This is a genomic window from Paenibacillus sp. LX16, from assembly GCF_036252815.1.
GTDB classification, from domain to species: domain Bacteria; phylum Bacillota; class Bacilli; order Paenibacillales; family Paenibacillaceae; genus Paenibacillus; species Paenibacillus polymyxa_B.
Window position 1 is genome coordinate 1 of sequence record NZ_CP141152.1, and the last position, 20,950, is coordinate 20,950.

The 20,950-nt window shown below is 46.9% G+C and carries 13 protein-coding genes and 3 rRNA genes; 14 read left to right on the forward strand and 2 right to left on the reverse strand.

The features are described 5' to 3' along the window. From dnaA to gyrB, 6 genes are all read left to right on the forward strand, one after another. Positions 1–1,347: a chromosomal replication initiator protein DnaA gene (gene dnaA / locus T3H97_RS00005; RefSeq protein ID WP_250241425.1), complete on the forward strand. Its 1,347-nt coding sequence runs from the start codon at positions 1–3 to the stop codon at positions 1,345–1,347. Between the two features lie 186 nt (positions 1,348–1,533). Continuing rightward, on the forward strand, positions 1,534–2,676 hold the full coding sequence (dnaN, locus tag T3H97_RS00010) for a DNA polymerase III subunit beta (protein WP_029518977.1): 1,143 nt from the start codon (positions 1,534–1,536) through the stop codon (positions 2,674–2,676). Between the two features lie 47 nt (positions 2,677–2,723). Continuing rightward, positions 2,724–2,942 carry a S4 domain-containing protein YaaA gene (gene yaaA, locus T3H97_RS00015; RefSeq protein ID WP_023986416.1) on the forward strand — a complete coding sequence of 73 codons (219 nt, stop codon included), beginning with the start codon at positions 2,724–2,726 and terminating at the stop codon, positions 2,940–2,942. Positions 2,943–2,996: 54 nt separating this feature from the next. Then, on the forward strand, positions 2,997–4,112 hold the full coding sequence (gene recF, locus T3H97_RS00020; protein ID WP_013308098.1) for a DNA replication/repair protein RecF: 1,116 nt from the start codon (positions 2,997–2,999) through the stop codon (positions 4,110–4,112). 12 nt (positions 4,113–4,124) lie between these two features. Continuing rightward, positions 4,125–4,376: an extracellular matrix regulator RemB gene (gene remB / locus T3H97_RS00025; RefSeq protein WP_007433255.1), complete on the forward strand. Its 252-nt coding sequence runs from the start codon at positions 4,125–4,127 to the stop codon at positions 4,374–4,376. Between the two features lie 30 nt (positions 4,377–4,406). After that, positions 4,407–6,317 carry a DNA topoisomerase (ATP-hydrolyzing) subunit B gene (gene gyrB, locus T3H97_RS00030; protein WP_013308100.1) on the forward strand — a complete coding sequence of 637 codons (1,911 nt, stop codon included), beginning with the start codon at positions 4,407–4,409 and terminating at the stop codon, positions 6,315–6,317. Between the two features lie 141 nt (positions 6,318–6,458). Here gyrB and T3H97_RS00035 read toward each other — a convergent pair whose 3' ends face one another. Then, positions 6,459–7,286, reverse strand: a complete 828-nt coding sequence (locus tag T3H97_RS00035; RefSeq protein WP_025720769.1) for a YheC/YheD family protein — start codon at positions 7,284–7,286, stop codon at positions 6,459–6,461. A 466-nt stretch (positions 7,287–7,752) separates the two neighbouring features. Between T3H97_RS00035 and gyrA the strand changes: the two genes are divergently transcribed. The 6 genes from gyrA (at position 7,753) to T3H97_RS00065 (ending at position 17,685) form a co-directional block, all read left to right on the forward strand. Continuing rightward, positions 7,753–10,317, forward strand: a complete 2,565-nt coding sequence (gene gyrA, locus T3H97_RS00040; protein WP_165178328.1) for a DNA gyrase subunit A — start codon at positions 7,753–7,755, stop codon at positions 10,315–10,317. Positions 10,318–10,532: 215 nt separating this feature from the next. Beyond that, positions 10,533–11,621: an HD-GYP domain-containing protein gene (locus T3H97_RS00045; RefSeq protein ID WP_328802886.1), complete on the forward strand. Its 1,089-nt coding sequence runs from the start codon at positions 10,533–10,535 to the stop codon at positions 11,619–11,621. Between the two features lie 319 nt (positions 11,622–11,940). Further along, positions 11,941–13,496: ribosomal RNA gene (locus T3H97_RS00050) — 16S ribosomal RNA — on the forward strand. A gap of 339 nt (positions 13,497–13,835) precedes the next feature. Continuing rightward, a 23S ribosomal RNA gene (locus tag T3H97_RS00055) occupies positions 13,836–16,762 on the forward strand. A gap of 150 nt (positions 16,763–16,912) precedes the next feature. Beyond that, positions 16,913–17,029: ribosomal RNA gene (rrf, locus tag T3H97_RS00060) — 5S ribosomal RNA — on the forward strand. Together the 16S, 23S and 5S rRNA genes form the textbook arrangement of a ribosomal RNA operon. A 236-nt stretch (positions 17,030–17,265) precedes the next feature. Next, positions 17,266–17,685, forward strand: a complete 420-nt coding sequence (locus T3H97_RS00065; protein ID WP_013308104.1) for a hypothetical protein — start codon at positions 17,266–17,268, stop codon at positions 17,683–17,685. Between the two features lie 372 nt (positions 17,686–18,057). Here T3H97_RS00065 and T3H97_RS00070 read toward each other — a convergent pair whose 3' ends face one another. Continuing rightward, positions 18,058–18,585: a hypothetical protein gene (locus T3H97_RS00070; protein WP_103049266.1), complete on the reverse strand. Its 528-nt coding sequence runs from the start codon at positions 18,583–18,585 to the stop codon at positions 18,058–18,060. Between the two features lie 400 nt (positions 18,586–18,985). Between T3H97_RS00070 and T3H97_RS00075 the strand changes: the two genes are divergently transcribed. Next, complete coding sequence (locus tag T3H97_RS00075; protein ID WP_023986422.1) at positions 18,986–19,171, forward strand: sigma factor G inhibitor Gin; 186 nt, start codon at positions 18,986–18,988, stop codon at positions 19,169–19,171. 144 nt (positions 19,172–19,315) lie between these two features. Continuing rightward, positions 19,316–20,902: an aminotransferase class I/II-fold pyridoxal phosphate-dependent enzyme gene (locus T3H97_RS00080; RefSeq protein ID WP_328801374.1), complete on the forward strand. Its 1,587-nt coding sequence runs from the start codon at positions 19,316–19,318 to the stop codon at positions 20,900–20,902. Positions 20,903–20,950 lie beyond the last annotated feature (48 nt).

Consider the following 20,950-nt stretch of genomic DNA (forward strand, 5'->3'; position numbering starts at 1 on the left):
GTGGACAGCCATACCTCTGAACTATGGCAGCAAATTCTATCCATTATACAAACCAAGCTGAGTAAGCCGAGTTACGACACTTGGTTTAAGGCTACCAAGGCAGCGAAACTAAATGACCACTCCATTGTGATTTCTGCACCGACAACTTTTGCCGTGGAATGGCTTGAAAGCCGCTATACCAAGCTAGTCGGAGCAACGGTTTATGAAATTTTGGGCAAACAACTAGAGGTCAAGTTCGTTATTGAAGAGAACAAGCCCGCCGAGGTCGACCTTCAGCAACAACCTCAGCAGCAGCCGGTCGTTCATGAAGAAGCTGTGTCCCATATGCTGAATCCCAAATATACATTCGATACATTCGTCATCGGATCGGGGAACCGTTTTGCCCATGCGGCATCGCTGGCCGTCGCCGAGGCGCCGGCCAAAGCTTACAACCCGCTGTTTTTATACGGTGGTGTAGGGCTGGGAAAAACGCATCTGATGCACGCTATCGGGCACTATATTTTGGAGCACAATCCGGCCAGCAAGGTCGTTTATTTATCGTCGGAAAAGTTTACGAATGAATTCATTAATGCCATCCGGGACAACCGCGGGGAAAGTTTCCGGAATAAATATCGCAACATTGATATTTTGCTCATTGATGATATTCAATTCATTGCGGGCAAGGAATCGACGCAGGAGGAATTTTTCCACACGTTCAACGCGCTTCATGAGGAACGCAAGCAGATTATAATCTCAAGCGATCGGCCGCCTAAAGAAATTCCAACGCTGGAAGAACGGCTACGCTCTCGCTTCGAGTGGGGACTTATTACGGATATTCAACCGCCGGATCTGGAGACAAGAATTGCTATTCTTCGGAAAAAGGCGCGGGCGGAAAACCTGGATATTCCCAATGAGGCCATGATGTATATCGCTAATCAAATTGATACGAACATCCGTGAGCTGGAAGGGGCGCTAATACGCGTTGTCGCCTATTCTTCCTTAACAAATCAGGATGTAACAAGTCATCTTGCGGCTGAAGCGTTGAAGGACATTATCCCGTCCAGCCGTCCAAAAATGATCACGATTCAGGATATACAGCATCAAGTCGGGGAATTTTACAATCTACGGCTGGAGGATTTTAAAGCGCGTAAGCGGACGAAGGCTGTAGCTTTTCCACGACAAATTGCCATGTATCTGTCTCGTGAGCTAACCGACTATTCTTTGCCGAAAATCGGCGAAGCTTTCGGTGGGCGTGATCATACGACTGTCATTCATGCGCACGAAAAAATCTCCAAATCCATTCAAGTGGATCAGGATCTGTTTAAAGTTATCAACAACCTAATAGAAAAAATCAAAAATCCAACCTGAACAAGTTCAGAGCCTATACACAATTTATACACATGTGGATAGGCTTGATTTTATTAGGGTTACAGTGACTTATCCACATATTCAGTGCGCCTATTACTATTACTAATATATTTTAAAGATATACATCACCTAAATAAGGCCCGCGTCAACGCGTGCTTGAAGGATTAAAACCCGTAGGAGGAACTTATGAAGATCAGCATTCTGAAAAACGTTTTGAACGAGGCTATACAACATGTATCCAAAGCGATATCAAGTCGGACTACGATTCCAATTCTGAGTGGTATTAAGCTGGATGTGAATCACCAGGGAGTAACGCTGACTGCCAGCGATACAGATATCTCCATTCAATCCTTTATTCCGATGGAGGATGGCGACCAAACTGTCGTTCAGGTCGAACAACCCGGTAGTGTTGTGCTACCAGCCAAATTCTTTGTCGAAATTATCAAAAAGTTGCCGTCTCAGGAGATCCGTATGGAGGTAAAAGACCAATTCCAAACCTTTATCTCGTCCGGTGCAACTGAAATTCAGATTGTTGGTTTAGACCCTGAAGAATTCCCGGTGCTTCCCAACATTGAAGAAAATCAAGTCATCTCTGTGCCAGGAGATTTACTTAAAAATATGATTAAACAGACGGTGTTCTCCATTTCCACCCACGAAACGACACCGATTTTAACCGGCGTGTTGTGGAATCTGGCTGAGGGGGAACTAAAGTTTGTGGCAACGGACCGCCACCGTCTTGCCACCCGCAGCGCTCATTTGGAGACGTCTGAAGGCTTGCGCTTTAGCAATGTTGTCATTGCGGGCAAAACGCTGAATGAGTTGAGCAGAATTATTCCGGATCAAAATATGCTTGTGGATATCGTAGTAGCGGACAATCAGGTATTATTCAAAGTAGATCGGGTGCTATTTTATTCCCGCATCTTGGACGGCACCTATCCTGATACTTCTAGAATTATTCCGACCTCCTACAAAACAGAACTGATTGTGGATACAAAAAGTTTAAGTGAGTCAATTGACCGTGCTTATTTGCTGTCCCGTGAGGAAAAAACGAATATTGTAAAAATGCAGTCCCTGGAAAATGGAGGTTTGGAAATTTCCTCTAGTTCCTCTGAACTTGGCAAAGTGCGTGAGGAAGTAACTGTATCCAAATTTGAGGGAGAGCCGCTCAAAATTTCGTTCAACTCCAAATACATGCTCGACGTGCTCAAGGTGATTGACAGCGAGCAGCTGACGATTGCTTTTACCGGCATTATGAGTCCCATTATTTTAAAACCGGCAGATTCCAGCAATGCGCTGTATATCATCCTGCCATATCGCACAACCAACTGACGTTTAGCTTTAACCCACCCGAGGACAAGCGAAAGGATGAACAAGCCTTGAAACAGATATCTATACAGACCGAATACATCAAGCTCGATCAATTTTTAAAATTAGCCGATTGTGTATCCACAGGAGGCATGGCTAAAGCCCTGCTGCAAGAGGGACAAGTCCGTGTGAATGGTGAACCGGAAGAACGTCGTGGAAGAAAACTGTACCCGGGTGATACCGTAGAAGTAGAGGACAACGGAAGTTTCGAAGTTACAGCAGGAGCATGATCGCCTGGGTGGCAAGGACTCCTTTTAGGTACGGAGTAACAAGGGGGACCCTATGTGTTTGTGAACAACATTGTTTTGCAGCAGTACCGGAACTATGAACAGCTGGAGCTGAATGAATTTGGGCCCGTTAATTTGCTGATCGGACAAAATGCGCAGGGCAAAACGAATCTGGTAGAGGCGATTTTTGTACTGGCTTTAACCAAAAGTCATCGAACGTCCCGCGACAAGGAGTTAATCTCTTTTGGGGCTACTTCCACTCACCTAGCTGCGGATGTGGATAAAAAATACGGGAAAATCAGACTGGATCTCGCGTTATCCACACAAGGCAAAAAAGCAAAGATCAACGGACTGGAGCAGCGAAAACTGAGCGATTTTATCGGTTCGTTAAATGTGGTCATGTTTGCACCTGAGGATCTGGAAATCGTTAAAGGAACACCGGGGGTTCGCCGCCGGTTTCTTGACATGGAAATCGGACAGGTTGCGCCAGGATATCTGTATCATTTGCAGCAATATCAGAAAGTATTGGTTCAGCGAAACAACCTGCTCAAGCAAGCTTGGGGTAAGGATATGGCGTCAGTGCAGCTGATGCTGGAGGTATGGAATGAGCAACTTGTTGAGCATGGTGTTAAAATTGTTAAAAAGCGGAAACAATTTATAACAAAGCTACAAAAGTGGGCTCAGGCCATTCATGAAGGGATCGCAGGTGGGACAGAAGAGTTAAAATTAACCTATGTTCCCTCCTTCAGTGAGCCAGAGGAAGAAGATGAAGCTGTCTTATTGGAGCGATTTATGATAAAGTTATCCCAAATGAGGGAACAGGAAATCCGCCGTGGCATGACTTTGGCGGGACCCCATCGTGACGATTTGGCCTTTGCCATTAACGGCAGAGAAGTGCATACGTATGGCTCTCAGGGGCAGCAGCGGACGACGGCCCTGTCCTTGAAGTTGGCCGAAATAGAGTTAATTCATGAGGAAATTGGTGAATATCCTGTCTTGCTGCTGGATGATGTTTTGTCCGAGCTGGACCCCTATCGTCAGACCCAGCTGATCGAGACTTTCCAAAGCAAGGTACAGACCTTTATCACGGCAACCGGGGTTGAGACTTTGAACGCAGAACGACTCAAGGATGCCAATATTTATCACGTCCACGACGGGCATGTGGAACACTAAGGAGTGACCGCTATGTATATTCATCTGGGTGGAGAAAAAATCATCCGCTCGTCAGAGCTTGTGGCTATTTTCGATATCTCGATTGAAAAATCCTCTAAAATCTCCAAGCAATACGTGAACCACGCCCAACAGCAAAAGCATGTCGAGATGATTGGCGAAGAGGAAGCCAAGTCCATTGTAGTGACTCAGAATACGGTGTATTATTCCCCCATCTCCTCAACAACACTCAAAAAGCGGGCAAACCAGTTTGTTGCCAATGCTTAACCATAGAATCTATAGAAGTAGGTGAAAGGCATGTCTATGAATCAACCGTCTTATGATGCGGGCGAGATTCAGGTCCTCGAGGGCCTGGAAGCGGTTCGGAAACGTCCCGGGATGTATATTGGCTCCACGAGCGCCAAAGGTCTCCATCATCTGGTCTGGGAAGTTGTGGACAACAGCATTGACGAAGCGCTGGCGGGTTATTGTGACAGCATTCAAGTTGTGGTTCACGAAGATAACAGCGTTACCGTTACAGATAACGGACGCGGTATTCCGGTAAGCGAACACGCCAAAATGAAAAAATCTGCGCTGGAAGTCGTTATGACTGTACTTCACGCAGGTGGTAAATTCGGAGGCGGAGGGTACAAGGTATCCGGTGGTCTGCACGGGGTTGGTGTATCGGTAGTGAACGCTCTCTCCAGCAAAATGATCGTTCATGTTAAACGGGACGGACATCTGTATGAGCAGGAATATCACCGTGGTGCTCCGCAGTATGATGTCAGAGTCATCGGTGATACAGACGAGACCGGTACCCAAACGACCTTCTATCCAGACGACCAAATCTTTACAGAAACGACCGTATATGATTATGATACGCTCCAAACGCGGATTCGTGAGTTGGCCTTCCTGAACAAAGGCATTGCAATCAGCTTGACTGATGAACGGACGGGAGCCAGCGATACATTCCATTATGAGGGCGGAATCAGTGAATATGTGCAATTCTTGAACCAAAAAAGAGAAGCGCTACATGAACAGCCGATTTATGTCGAAGGTTCGCGTGATATGATTCAAGTCGAAGTTGCATTGCAATATAACGACAGCTATACCGAGAATATTTATTCTTTTGCCAACAACATCAATACCCATGAGGGCGGAACCCACGAATCAGGCTTCAAGAGTGCATTAACCCGGATTATTAACGATTATGCACGTAAAAATGGCTTGATTAAGGACAACAATGCCAACTTGACCGGTGACGATGTGCGTGAAGGATTGACGGCGATTATCTCCGTCAAAATTCCAGAACCACAGTTTGAGGGTCAGACCAAGACAAAGCTGGGGAACAGTGAGGTGCGAGGGATTGTCGAATCCTTATTCGCAGAGAAACTCCAGGAGTTCCTAGAGGAAAATCCGTCTGTTTCCCGCCGGGTGGTTGATAAATCATTACAAGCAGCACGTGCCCGGGAAGCAGCGCGTAAAGCGCGTGAGCTTACACGTCGCAAAAGTGCGCTGGAAATTAGTTCGCTCCCAGGCAAGCTGGCGGATTGCTCCTCTAAGGATGCTTCGATTAGTGAACTGTACATCGTCGAAGGTGACTCAGCAGGGGGATCGGCCAAGCAGGGTCGTGATCGTCACTTTCAAGCTATTTTGCCGATTCGCGGTAAAATCCTGAATGTCGAAAAGGCACGCTTGGACCGTATTTTGTCCAGTGATGAAATCCGGTCGATGGTAACAGCAATGGGTACAGGGATCGGAGACGACTTTGACATCGCCAAAGCCCGTTATCATAAGGTCATTATCATGACAGATGCGGATGTCGATGGTGCCCATATTCGTACGTTGTTGCTGACGTTCTTCTATCGGTACATGCGTAAAATCATTGATGCAGGCTATATTTATATTGCTCAGCCACCACTATTCAAAGTGGAGCGTAACAAAGTTGTACGTTATGCGAACTCCGAGGCGGAACGTGATGAGATCATCAGGGAATTTGGAGAAAACGCGAAGTACAATGTACAGCGCTATAAAGGTTTGGGTGAGATGAATGCGACCCAACTTTGGGAAACTACGATGGACCCTGAGAGTCGTACTATGCTTCAGGTAACTGTCAGTGACGCGATGCTGGCTGATACACTGTTCAATACCTTGATGGGTGATAATGTAGAACCTCGTCGTGACTTTATCCAAGAACATGCGAAGTACGTGAAAAATCTCGATTTTTAATGTGTGATGTTCTTTCCTAGTGACTGTATTACGTGCTCATTAGGTAGTATTTTGTAGGAGTTCACAAGGGGCGCCCAAATGGGCGTCCCTTTTCTTGTCATTAACCAGCCCGGGTGTATTTGAATATTTAATCTCATTGTTTTAGGCTTTTTTCTTAGAGCGTACGGCTTTACCCGTGGATGGAGAGTACCGTCCGTAGCCTACTGCATATCTGAATATTTTATGATAGAGGCTTTTGTTTGGAAGGGAAGAGAACACCTTGATTGCTGGTCTCGTGTTAACCTCCAGAATCCACGGATAATTTTGCTGATCCAGTCCCACATCTAATCCAATTTCCCTTAAACGTGGGTATCTTTTTTGCAACTGCCAGGCTACCCGTTCGCCCATTTTCGATAATTTTTGCTCCAGTCGTACAGATTCCTTTACATCCATGTATGGAGCGACCAGCTCATTGAAAAAGCGTGTTGTCCCACCGCTGTGATGATTGGTGACGACTTTGTCAGGAGCAGCTACGCGTCCTACAATAAGCGTTGTTTCCCATTGGTGTCTCAAGTTCATCTGGGTTAATACCCTCAAATCGAAGGGGCGTGCTTCATGCTGAAGAAGTGGAATTCCACGCTGGATCAGATATGGACGTTTTCGTATGCGGGAAGAAACCACTCTATGCAGATCTTCTAGACTTTCGAAGGTGAAGGTATCTACTTCATAGCGAAGCACATACCAAGTTCTCTCTTCGATGATTCCTTCTTCTGTCGGCGGAAGCGGCTCTGTCAGCCTCTCTGCCCGCATAACCCCTTTTCCATAAGTACCGTTATCAGGCTTAATATAGACAGTACCATACACGGCCAACATTTCGTTCAAGTGATCAAATGTGTACAACCGTGTTTCCGGTACATAAGCGGCCAATGTCGGATTGGGGAGAATGGCATTTGTTTTGGTCCACTTACTGGATACTCGCTGAATAGACAAGTAATCTCATCCCTTTCTTTTCGAAATATGAGTCATGTACTTGGAATCCGCAACACTTTGACAAAACAAGGGAAACTAAAGGACAAGTGCGTAAAACAATGATATAATAGAGAAATACGGCGTTTTTCGGAATTTTGCTAAGTGAACCCTGACCGTATACGTATTGTATGTGGAAAATGCCCTTAGGGTGGGGGCTAATCCCCAGCTCTGGGGAATTTGTTATAATCAGGGCTTGTGAGTTGTACAAGAGAATAGCGATCTGCTACAGGCAGAGAGAGAATGACGAGGGATTTACGCTGTAAAGAGGACAGATGCGTTTAATTGTGCTCTTTTTGTGAAAGTAATATAATTATACAGATGAGGATTTCAGCCAAAATCCTGCGCAGAGAGCGGAGTGTATAGGCAGTATCTTGTTAGGCTTTTCACATAGAGAGCATTGTATTGAAGGATAAGAAGGAGGACCAGCATGGCGGATCAAAATAACTCGCAAATCATCAATAGGGATATCGGAGTGGAAATGCGCGAATCCTTTATGGATTATGCCATGAGTATTATTGTTAGCCGTGCCTTGCCTGATGTGCGGGACGGACTGAAGCCGGTACACCGTCGTATTTTGTACGCGATGTCCGAGCTAGGCATGTCGCCAGATAAGCCTTACAAAAAATCGGCAAGAATCGTCGGCGAAGTTATCGGTAAATATCACCCTCATGGTGATACGGCTGTATATGATACGATGGTGCGGATGGCGCAGGATTTTTCTTTGCGTTATATGTTGGTGGATGGACACGGTAACTTTGGCTCCGTGGATGGAGATATGGCGGCTGCGATGCGTTACACCGAAGCACGGTTGTCCAAGATTGCCATGGAAATGCTACGTGATTTGAACAAAGAGACCGTTGATTTTATGCCGAACTACGATGGTGAAGAGAGCGAGCCCGTCGTATTACCTGCACGTTATCCTAACTTGCTGGTGAATGGTGTCGGCGGAATTGCAGTCGGGATGGCTACCAATATTCCTCCGCATAACTTGGGAGAGGTTATCGATGGTGTACAAGCATTGATCGAAAACCCCGACATTACGCCGATGGAACTTATGGATTATATTCAAGGGCCCGATTTCCCGACAGCAGGTTATATTTTAGGACGCTCTGGTATCCGTCAGGCGTACCAGACTGGCCGCGGATCTGTGACCATGCGTGCGAAGACCACCATAGAAGAGATTGGCAATAAAGCACGGATTATCGTGCATGAGCTGCCTTACCAAGTGAATAAGGCTCGTCTGGTCGAGAAAATTGCCGAATTAGTACGTGACAAACGTATTGAAGGCATTACGGATCTTCGGGATGAATCGGACCGTACGGGTATGCGTGTCGTTATCGAGTTGCGTAGGGACGTGAACCCGAACGTCGTTCTAAATAATTTGTTTAAACATACGGCTATGCAGTCGAATTTCGGTATTAATATGCTTGCCATTGTAAACAACGAACCGAAGATTTTGAACCTGAAGGATGTCTTGTATCATTATCTCAAACATCAGGTCGAGGTTATTCGTCGCCGGACAGAATTTGATCTGAAAAAAGCCGAAGCTAGAGCGCACATTCTGGAAGGCTTGCGCATTGCCCTTGACCATCTGGACGAAGTTATTGCCTTGATTCGGTCTTCCCAAACTGCAGAAGCAGCTCGTGAAGGACTGATTGAGCGTTTCTCGCTCACTCTTGAGCAGTCTCAGGCTATTCTCGATATGCGTCTGCAGCGCTTAACCGGTTTGGAACGTGAGAAGATCGAAAACGAATATAACGAGCTAATACAAAAGATTGCGGAATACCGTGAGATTTTGGCGAACGAGCATCTGGTACTCAACATCATTAGCGAAGAGCTGAATGAACTTAAGGAACGTTTCGCTGATGACCGTCGCACTGAAATTACAGTGGGTGAAGAGAGTATTCTGGATGAGGATCTCATTCCGCGTGAAGATGTTATTATTACTGTAACCCATACAGGATATATCAAACGCCTTCCTGTTACTACCTATCGCAGTCAAAAACGCGGTGGTCGTGGTGTAGTGGGTATGGATACCAAAGATGAGGATTTCGTAGAGCATCTGTTCATTACGAATTCACATCATCATTTGTTATTCTTTACCGACAAGGGTAAGGTATATCGGATTAAGGCCTATGAGATTCCTGATCTAAGCCGGACAGCCCGGGGGACACCGATTATTAACCTGATTCAGATTGAACAGGGTGAGTCGATCAATGCGGTAATTCCTATCGAGGAATTTGTGGAGGATAGCTATCTATTCTTTGCGACCCAGCATGGAATCATTAAGAAGACACCTCTTGACGACTATGCAAATATCCGCAAAGGTGGCTTGATTGCCATTAACTTGCGTGAAGATGATGCCCTGATCGAAGTGAAGCTGACGGACGGACAGCAGGAAATGATTATTGGTACAGCACAAGGCATGTCTATCCGTTTCCCTGAAAGTGATGTACGGTCTATGGGCCGTAGCGCTACAGGGGTTAAAGGGATCAACCTTGATGAGAGTGATGCTGTAATTGGTATGGACATCGTGGATACCAGCCTGGATATCCTGATTGTAACGGCCAAAGGTTATGGCAAGCGTACCCCTGTTGTGGATTATCGTATCCAAAGCCGTGGAGGTAAGGGGATCAAGACGATTAATGTTACGGATAAAAATGGTCCGGTTGTCGGTCTCAAGGTTGTAAAAACCGAAGAGGATCTGATGATCATTACAGCTAGTGGCACCTTGATTCGGACTAGCATGGGGGAAATCTCCACGATGGGTCGGAATACACAAGGGGTAAGGCTGATTAATATTCGCGATGATGATTCGGTTGCAACTGTTTGTCGAGCGAACAAGAATGAGGAGCAGGATGAACTGCTTGAAGAATTATTAGAGGATGGGGAAGCTGGAGAGGGCTCATCTCTATCATCTGTTGAACCAACTCTCGAAACGAATACAGAAGATACGGAAGGTAACGACCCAGAATCTTCTGAAGGCGAATAAGAGCCTGAATATGGAAACAACAATAGTTATTAAATTTTAGATGGAAGAGACTCTCTGACTATTTGGTCGGGGAGCCTTTTTCTTTTTCTGGCTAACGAATTCAGACAAGTATGCTTTAAATGGCATAAAATGAATGTACAGGATCATTCCCAAGTAATATAATGACATCATAACTGGCAGCTGGAGCAGCTGTTGTGAGAACAGAGAGGTTGACCATGACAACTGTACCCGTATCCGAATTAAAAGCAGGACTTAGATTGGAAAGCGATGTATTTACAGAAATGGGCAGCTTGCTGCTACCGAAAGGGCGCATTCTGCTACCACGTGACTTGGAGATTTTACAGGCGTTCCTGATCCAGCAAGTTGAGGTAGGGACGGATGATCTTACAAAATCCAGTAGCGAGTCTACGACTGTTCGATCTGGAATATCTGAATCGCAAGGACCTTCGTTAGATGGACGAGATGAATCTGAACAATTTCAGGATGAGTATGACAAAATGGTGATGCTCATTAAGAACGCATTTCAATCGGTACTCGTCTCTAATTTATCTATATATGAACTGCGAGGACAATTGGAGTCCTTACTGGTGCACATTCAGCGCTATAATGTAATGACCTATACTCCGCCCGCCATGATCGAAGTGGACTATATTTTTCACAATGCCGTGCTAACCTCCCTTACTTCCTACTCCATTGCACAATGGATCGGATTACCTCAAAAGGATTGGATGCAGGTGGCTTTTGCTGGATTGCTTCATGACATAGGGAACGCTAAAATGGACCCGGCCATTCTGTACAAGCCCTCCAAACTAACGTGGGAAGAGCAAGAAGAAATACGTAGTCATACATCACTAGGATACCAGTTGCTTAAAAATGTGAAAGCTATTAACGAAGGTGTGCGTTTGGCAGCTCTTCAGCATCATGAGAAAGTGGACGGTACTGGATATCCACTGCGTCTTAAAGGTGAACAAATCCACATCTACGCTAAAATCGTTGGAGTGGCTGATGTATTCCATGCCATGACTCTAGAGAAAACATACCGGCCTGCCCAATCCCCGTATCTGGTTCTAGAGCAAATCAAGTCAGAATCATTTGGAAAGCTGGACCCAAGTGTTGTACAAGTTTTTATTCATAAGTTAACCCAATTCAATAATGGAACCAAGGTGCGCCTCAATGATAACCGCACAGGGGAAATTATATTTGCTGATCGAGATCATCCGACTCGTCCGTTGATTCAAGTAGATGGGAAAATCATTAGCTTAATGCTGCAAAGAGAGCTTTATATCGAGTGTATTGTTACTTGACTAAGTATTTCAAAAAAACAGTTGCACAATATAAAGAAAGTATGATATATTATTTCTTGTCGCTTCAAGTGTTATCGAAAAGGGCGAAAAACACTTTTGAAAAAAGTGTTGACATAACTCTAGAAAATATGATACACTATAAAAGTTGCTGAGGGGTTGAGAGAAAACACCGAGGCGGACGATAGATGTTTGATCTTTGAAAACTGAACAACGAGTGAGTAAAACGATTTTGCTTGCAAAATCAAACAAGAGATATTTTTATCTCGTCAGTTTCAACATGAGCTTATCGCTCTTTCTATAAACCAACTTCGGTTGGTCTTTAATGGAGAGTTTGATCCTGGCTCAGGACGAACGCTGGCGGCGTGCCTAATACATGCAAGTCGAGCGGGGCTGTTTAGAAGCTTGCTTCTAAACAGCCTAGCGGCGGACGGGTGAGTAACACGTAGGCAACCTGCCCACAAGACAGGGATAACTACCGGAAACGGTAGCTAATACCCGATACATCCTTTTCCTGCATGGGAGAAGGAGGAAAGACGGAGCAATCTGTCACTTGTGGATGGGCCTGCGGCGCATTAGCTAGTTGGTGGGGTAAAGGCCTACCAAGGCGACGATGCGTAGCCGACCTGAGAGGGTGATCGGCCACACTGGGACTGAGACACGGCCCAGACTCCTACGGGAGGCAGCAGTAGGGAATCTTCCGCAATGGGCGAAAGCCTGACGGAGCAACGCCGCGTGAGTGATGAAGGTTTTCGGATCGTAAAGCTCTGTTGCCAGGGAAGAACGTCTTGTAGAGTAACTGCTACAAGAGTGACGGTACCTGAGAAGAAAGCCCCGGCTAACTACGTGCCAGCAGCCGCGGTAATACGTAGGGGGCAAGCGTTGTCCGGAATTATTGGGCGTAAAGCGCGCGCAGGCGGCTCTTTAAGTCTGGTGTTTAATCCCGAGGCTCAACTTCGGGTCGCACTGGAAACTGGGGAGCTTGAGTGCAGAAGAGGAGAGTGGAATTCCACGTGTAGCGGTGAAATGCGTAGAGATGTGGAGGAACACCAGTGGCGAAGGCGACTCTCTGGGCTGTAACTGACGCTGAGGCGCGAAAGCGTGGGGAGCAAACAGGATTAGATACCCTGGTAGTCCACGCCGTAAACGATGAATGCTAGGTGTTAGGGGTTTCGATACCCTTGGTGCCGAAGTTAACACATTAAGCATTCCGCCTGGGGAGTACGGTCGCAAGACTGAAACTCAAAGGAATTGACGGGGACCCGCACAAGCAGTGGAGTATGTGGTTTAATTCGAAGCAACGCGAAGAACCTTACCAGGTCTTGACATCCCTCTGACCGGTCTAGAGATAGACCTTTCCTTCGGGACAGAGGAGACAGGTGGTGCATGGTTGTCGTCAGCTCGTGTCGTGAGATGTTGGGTTAAGTCCCGCAACGAGCGCAACCCTTATGCTTAGTTGCCAGCAGGTCAAGCTGGGCACTCTAAGCAGACTGCCGGTGACAAACCGGAGGAAGGTGGGGATGACGTCAAATCATCATGCCCCTTATGACCTGGGCTACACACGTACTACAATGGCCGGTACAACGGGAAGCGAAATCGCGAGGTGGAGCCAATCCTAGAAAAGCCGGTCTCAGTTCGGATTGTAGGCTGCAACTCGCCTACATGAAGTCGGAATTGCTAGTAATCGCGGATCAGCATGCCGCGGTGAATACGTTCCCGGGTCTTGTACACACCGCCCGTCACACCACGAGAGTTTACAACACCCGAAGTCGGTGGGGTAACCCGCAAGGGAGCCAGCCGCCGAAGGTGGGGTAGATGATTGGGGTGAAGTCGTAACAAGGTAGCCGTATCGGAAGGTGCGGCTGGATCACCTCCTTTCTATGGAGAATCGTTTCCTGCAACGGAAACATTCAAATATGAAGCGTAAGCTTCAAAAACTACTCACTCGTTGCTCAGTTTTGAGAGCTCAAACTCTCAACATACTGCATGAATATCATCTACTCGGTTGAGTTAGACCGATATTCACACAGGCTACAGTTTCGATGAAACTGTATTGCACCTTGAAAACTGGATACCGAAACGAAATTGCGTTTTAGAATATTCCTTTAAGCTGATCTTGTGTAAACAAGTGAAATAAAGGTAGCAGCCTTGAATTTCATTCACACGTAAGTGTTGAACCAAAATTCAAAGCAAATCGTATTTACGATGTAAATACTAGGTTAAGCTACAAAGAGCACACGGAGGATGCCTAGGCGCCAGGAGCCGACGAAGGACGTGGCGAACAACGATAAGGCCTCGGGGAGCTGTAAGCAAGCTTTGATCCGGGGATGTCCGAATGGGGAAACCCGGCTGTCTTCATCGACAGTCACTTTCTGCTGAATACATAGGCAGAATAGAGGCAGACCAGGGGAACTGAAACATCTAAGTACCCTGAGGAAGAGAAAACAATAGTGATTCCGTCAGTAGCGGCGAGCGAACGCGGATTAGCCCAAACCAAGGAGCTTGCTCCTTGGGGTTGTGGGACGTCTCACATGGAGTTACAAAGGAACCGGTTAGATGAAGAGGTCTGGAAAGGCCCGCCAGAGAAGGTAAAAGCCCTGTAGTTCAAAACTTGTTCTCTCCGAGACGGATCCCGAGTAGTGCGGGGCACGTGAAACCCCGTATGAATCCGGCAGGACCATCTGCCAAGGCTAAATACTCCCTGGCGACCGATAGTGAAACAGTACCGTGAGGGAAAGGTGAAAAGCACCCCGGAAGGGGAGTGAAATAGATCCTGAAACCGTGTGCTTACAAGAAGTCAGAGCCCTATTTATGGGTGATGGCGTGCCTTTTGTAGAATGAACCGGCGAGTTACGTTCCCGTGCAAGGTTAAGGTGAAGAGCTGAAGCCGCAGCGAAAGCGAGTCTGAATAGGGCGAATGAGTACGTGGACGTAGACCCGAAACCGGGTGATCTACCCCTGTCCAGGGTGAAGGTGCGGTAACACGCACTGGAGGCCCGAACCCACGCATGTTGAAAAATGCGGGGATGAGGTGGGGGTAGCGGAGAAATTCCAATCGAACCCGGAGATAGCTGGTTCTCCCCGAAATAGCTTTAGGGCTAGCCTCGGAAAGAAGAATCGTGGAGGTAGAGCACTGATTGGGTGCGGGGCCCGCAAGGGTTACCAAGCTCAGTCAAACTCCGAATGCCATAGATTTAGTTCCGGGAGTCAGACAGTGAGTGCTAAGATCCATTGTCGAAAGGGAAACAGCCCAGACCATCAGCTAAGGTCCCCAAGTGTGTGTTAAGTGGGAAAGGATGTGGAGTTGCACAGACAACCAGGATGTTGGCTTAGAAGCAGCCACCATTGAAAGAGTGCGTAATAGCTCACTGGTCGAGTGACTCTGCGCCGAAAATGTAACGGGGCTAAACACACCACCGAAGCTATGGCTTGATGCATTGCATCAGGGGTAGGGGAGCGTTGAATGCGGGTTGAAGGTGTACCGTAAGGAGCGCTGGACTGCATTCAAGTGAGAATGCCGGTATGAGTAACGAAAAGATCTGTGAGAATCAGATCCGCCGAAAGCCTAAGGGTTCCTGAGGAAGGTTCGTCCGCTCAGGGTAAGTCGGGACCTAAGGCGAGGCCGATAGGCGTAGTCGAAGGACAACAGGTCGAAATTCCTGTACCACCGTAATCCGTTATGAGCGATGGGGTGACGCAGTAGGGTAGTGACGCGGACTGATGGATGTCCGTCTAAGCAGTGAGGCTGGTGTGTAGGCAAATCCGCACATCGTTAAGGCTGGGCTGTGATGGGGAGCGAAAATTATAGTAGCGAAGGTCATGATCTCAGACTGCCAAGAAAAGCCTCTAGCCAGGAGAAGGTGCCCGTACCGCAAACCGACACAGGTAGGCGAGAAGAGAATTCTAAGGCGCGCGGAAGAACTCTCGTTAAGGAACTCGGCAAAATGACCCCGTAACTTCGGGAGAAGGGGTGCCTCGGTAGGGTGAATAGCCCGAGGGGGCCGCAGTGAAAAGGCCCAAGCGACTGTTTAGCAAAAACACAGGTCTGTGCGAAGCCGCAAGGCGAAGTATACGGGCTGACGCCTGCCCGGTGCTGGAAGGTTAAGGGGAGTGGTAAGCCTTCGGGCGAAGCTATGAACCGAAGCCCCAGTAAACGGCGGCCGTAACTATAACGGTCCTAAGGTAGCGAAATTCCTTGTCAGGTAAATTCTGACCCGCACGAATGGCGTAACGACTTGGGCGCTGTCTCAACGAGAGATCCGGTGAAATTTTAATACCTGTGAAGATGCAGGTTACCCGCGACAAGACGGAAAGACCCCATGGAGCTTTACTGCAGCTTGATATTGAATTTGGGTACGATCTGTACAGGATAGGTGGGAGCCGTAGAACTTTGAGCGCCAGCTTGAAGGGAGGCATCCTTGGGATACCACCCTGATCGTATCTAGGTTCTAACTTGGTACCGTAATCCGGTACGAGGACAGTGTCAGGTGGGCAGTTTGACTGGGGCGGTCGCCTCCTAAAGAGTAACGGAGGCGCCCCAAGGTTCCCTCAGAATGGTTGGAAATCATTCGAAGAGTGCAAAGGCAGAAGGGAGCTTGACTGCGAGACCTACAAGTCGAGCAGGGACGAAAGTCGGGCTTAGTGATCCGGTGGTACCGCATGGAAGGGCCATCGCTCAACGGATAAAAGCTACCCTGGGGATAACAGGCTTATCTCCCCCAAGAGTCCACATCGACGGGGAGGTTTGGCACCTCGATGTCGGCTCATCGCATCCTGGGGCTGAAGTAGGTCCCAAGGGTTGGGCTGTTCGCCCATTAAAGCGGTACGCGAGCTGGGTTCAGAACGTCGTGAGACAGTTCGGTCCCTATCTGTCGTGGGCGTAGGAAATTTGAGAGGAGCTGTCCTTAGTACGAGAGGACCGGGATGGACGTACCGCTGGTGTACCAGTTGTTCCGCCAGGAGCACCGCTGGGTAGCTATGTACGGAAGGGATAAGCGCTGAAAGCATCTAAGCGTGAAGCCCCCCTCAAGATGAGATTTCCCAATTAGTAAGACCCCTTGAAGACGACGAGGTAGATAGGTTGGGGGTGGAAGTGCAGTAATGCATGGAGCTGACCAATACTAATCGGTCGAGGGCTTATCCTAAAATAAAACGCAAATGAGTTTCGGATCCAGTTTTCAGGGTGTAACCTTGAAGGTATGTAGAAATACATACAATAAGCGCATGGGTATTCATTCACACGATAAGTGATGAACTGAATAACCGTACGGAAGAATTTGCACAGCAAATTCATGTTTGGTGGCGATAGCGGAGGGGTTCCACACGTACCCATCCCGAACACGACCGTTAAGCCCTCCAGCGCCGATGGTACTTGGACCGCAGGGTCCTGGGAGAGTAGGACGTCGCCAAGCAACAAGTAAAGGGAATCATGATCTCGTTGAGATTATGATTCTTTTTTTTTGTATATACGTATATTTTAGAAATATCCTTACAAAAGGAAGGTAACATTTTTGTTACGGAATGTTGGAGTAAACCCTGTATAATATAGGTATTGAATCCCATACACACACGCTGCATTATTGCAGAATTATGCAAACTCCATCATAGGATTTTGTATAGTCAATCAGGCTGGTAAGGAGGGAAGATCATGCGGCGAAATAAATGGCTTGCTCTATTGGTGCTATTCAGTGTCGCTGTCGCGATTCTTACCGGGTGCGTGGAAGAGGAGCCTTCTTGGACATCGTTTGAGGGTGCTGCCAACGAGAAGACGTTTCCGGTTCCCAAAGAAGCTAGTAAAACCGATCGGGCCAGCAGTAATTCGGACATGGACTATGTTCGCTATGCACTGCCAGCATTGAAGGAAAGTGATAGTCTACCTGCTCCTTATCTAGAGGAGATTGCAGCTTGGGGCTGGACTGAGGAACCGAATTTATCCACCTCGAATCAGAAGGTGTTTCAGAAAAATAAACACATGGTGCATCTGTCTGTGCATGATGGTTCTTTTACTGTATTGGTTCCAAAAGACAGAAAGGCTGTTGTGAAAAGCAAAAGTGTGGATCTTAATTAGGGACAGGGTTTTCAAACGAGTAAGCAGCATAGGACTTATTGTAGATCATATTTATAGCAAACTCATAGTGTATTGTATGCTGTCTATAATGATGAATGAAGAGATCGGATATGGGGAAGCACTAGAACTGCCGTAGAGTAGGGAGTGGCTTCCTTTTATATATTTGCATGTTGATCAAATGCTCTACATGAATATCGAGGATAAAGATGAGGAAAAGTTTACTTGATAAAAGAATAAAGCGATTTTAGTTGTTAAGACACAAAAAAAGGAGTAACCGTTTGAGGTTGCTCCTTTTTTATTGCTTCAGTCTAGATCGTTGTAGGTTAGTTCAGACGTGAGTCTTCTATCTGTACGGATAATGAGTGGTTAGATTTACTGTTGATAATATGAGGCATCTTCATCGGTAAACTTCAACATGCCGTCTTTTCTCTCGCCTGTAAGCCGACTGAGGATGTATAGACGCGGCGCAATAAGCCAAAGATGCCAGAAGAGTAAGGATACAGTAAAGGCTGGTGGAGACCAGAGAATGAATACGGCTGATAAGCAGATGCCGATCCATAGGGTATGTATGTGCACACGACGAAAGATGCTATAGCCTATGTACTGGTCTGTCATATAGCCTAGCCAAGGTAATTTACGGTGGAATGCCCAGCGTTTGCGGAAGGCTGTTCCGCCACCGATGAATAGGACAGATCGTGAGATTACGAAGTGTACCCATAAGGTTAGGAAAAAGGCAAGAGCAAACAAAAACACGCTAGTCCAGGAAAAGGCAAGAAGTAGAAAGAGAAGCATAATAACAGGTAATGTGATGTGACTCCATATTAGTTGACGCGGTATACTGATTTTTTTAATGAGCTTGTAGTGATAGTAGGTAGCTTTGGTTCCGGTTTCCTCTGTCATGCGAACAGTCCTTTCATTAATCTACTGCATCACAAGTGGCTTCCCGTCCACAGCCGGAAAAAGGGACGGTACTTCGCTCATGCCGCTTTAAATAAGCATTTAATCGTTTTTGTAGAAGTACAGAATGATCGACATCCGGTGTTAGCTAGCCTACTCTATAATTACTGGAAAAGCTATCACTGATGAAGTGTTCAAGGGCTCCGATGAAAGGGTATCCATACATAAGAGCTTTTCTTATTATATCGGCATAGACGGCTGTTTTTTAAACATACGGGGTACAAACACCATAATGGCCCAGATGGAATATATATAGAGTATATCGTCGAACTGGGCTATGAAAAGGTTTAAAATAGTAGAAAGTGCCCCATACTAATAGTAAAAGAAACAAGGTGGGATGGATATGCATGATCAAGGCGGCCACCGCTGTATTATATGCGGGCAGCACAAGCATGAAGGCATTTTTATCGTTTCCGAGTTTATCTGTGATACGTGTGAAGCTGAAATGGTGCACACGGATGCAACTGATGCCAAATATCATTTTTTTATTGATCAACTAAAGCAAATCTGGGTACAGAAAAATGCATAATATCCTTTGCTAATTAGTCTTTGAAGGATTGGCATTCCAAGGTCTGTCGATACGGGCCTTTTTTTCTGTGAGTAAAAGTAGGATTCCGCTTGATTTTACGATAAAATAAGGTAGATATAAAGCTTTGTTTGGAAGGATTGCAGAATGATGGGGAAAAAGGCGGTACATGCACCATTAATGGAAGCTCTAATACGTTACCGGACTCAGGGCAATGCTTCTTTCCATGTACCCGGTCATAAAAATGGACAAGTATATGAGCATGAAAATATTGCATCTCTGTTGCAAGAAGTGATGTCTATTGATGCGACAGAAATTACTGGACTGGATGATTTGCATCACCCAGAAGATGTGATTCGTGAAGGGCAAGAGCTGGCTGCAAAGTGCTTTGGTGCTGAAGAGAGCTTTTGGCTAATTGGAGGAAGCACGGTCGGTAATTTGGCTATGATTTTAACTGTATGTACGGAGCCGGGAGATCTACTGCTGGTACAGAGAAATGTACACAAATCTGTCCTGAACGGTCTCATGCTGTCAGGGGCTAATGCGGTATTCCTAGATCCGGAAATAGATACCCTAAGCGGGCTGGCGGTTGCCCCAACGACGGATACAATAAAAGCTGCACTGAAGGCCTATCCTTCGGCTAAAGGGGTGTTACTTACACTACCTAATTACTATGGGATGGGGCATGACCTGACGGCAACGGCTAAGGCCTGTCATGCAGCCCATGTGCCGCTATTGATAGATGAGGCACACGGTGCCCATTATGGGTTGCATCCTCGTTTGCCAGCCTCTGCGCTATCCTGCGGGGCTGATGTAGTCGTGCAGTCGACACATAAAATGCTTCCAGCCATGACCATGGGGGCCATGTTACATGTGCAGGGAGAGAGAATCCATCGGGAACTGCTTCGTCAGCGTTTGGCGATGGTGCAAAGCTCTAGCCCTTCTTATCCGTTAATGGCCTCGCTGGATTTGGCAAGATGGTATATCGAGGCGCATGGTGCAGATGCCTTTACAGTGGGCTTAGCAGCGGTAGATGCTTTTAGAAAGGGCCTGGAGCAGCTCCCACGCTTTCGCTTACTAGAACCTATACAGCAGCAGGCACTAGAGGGACAGGACGCTCACAGGGGAATCTCTGAGGTCCTAGAAAGGGCTGATGAGGGAATAAGCGGATATTCAACCCAGGACCCTTTTAAATTGGTGCTGTATGATACATGGGGTGTATTAGATGGGTTTGGGTTAAAGCATGAGTTGGAGACTTACGGATGTGTTCCAGAGATGAGCGACGAAAAACATGTTGTTTTATTGTTTTCGTTAGGCTCTACGGCTAAGGATGCGAGTCACCTGTTGCAGGCTCTTGTGCATATAGATAATGATATAAGATTTAAGGAGACGGCTGGTGAGCCGGGGTCAACGGAAAAAGAGCAGCAAAGATTCGAATTAGATTTTTCCACGTGGAACAATGATAGAATGAAGGGGTACTCTAGTCCGGTGCCGTTTGGGCTTCGACCGATTAGCCCGGATCAGATGGAGACCGTGCCTGTAGACGAATCCGCTGGCAGGGTAGCGGCTGAAATGATTATCCCGTATCCTCCAGGTATTCCACTGCTATATGCAGGAGAAACGATCACAGAAGCGATTGCATTGCGGATGGGTCATCTACGTGAGCTGGGAGCCAAGTGGCACGGGGTAGCAGATGAAAGTATGCTTACAATTCGGGTATTCCGTTTACAATAAAGATTAGATACTAGAGACTTAACAAATACAGAAGACTGAATAAAAGAA

Coding starts and splice junctions, on each gene's coding strand:
- T3H97_RS00075 (WP_023986422.1), top strand. CDS start 18,986: ATGCATGATCAAGGCGGCCACCGCTGTATTATATGCGGGCAGCACAAG.
- T3H97_RS00080 (WP_328801374.1), top strand. CDS start 19,316: ATGATGGGGAAAAAGGCGGTACATGCACCATTAATGGAAGCTCTAATA.
- remB (WP_007433255.1), top strand. CDS start 4,125: ATGTATATTCATCTGGGTGGAGAAAAAATCATCCGCTCGTCAGAGCTT.
- gyrA (WP_165178328.1), top strand. CDS start 7,753: ATGGCGGATCAAAATAACTCGCAAATCATCAATAGGGATATCGGAGTG.
- T3H97_RS00070 (WP_103049266.1), bottom strand. CDS start 18,585: ATGACAGAGGAAACCGGAACCAAAGCTACCTACTATCACTACAAGCTC.
- T3H97_RS00065 (WP_013308104.1), top strand. CDS start 17,266: ATGCGGCGAAATAAATGGCTTGCTCTATTGGTGCTATTCAGTGTCGCT.
- T3H97_RS00045 (WP_328802886.1), top strand. CDS start 10,533: ATGACAACTGTACCCGTATCCGAATTAAAAGCAGGACTTAGATTGGAA.
- dnaN (WP_029518977.1), top strand. CDS start 1,534: ATGAAGATCAGCATTCTGAAAAACGTTTTGAACGAGGCTATACAACAT.
- gyrB (WP_013308100.1), top strand. CDS start 4,407: ATGTCTATGAATCAACCGTCTTATGATGCGGGCGAGATTCAGGTCCTC.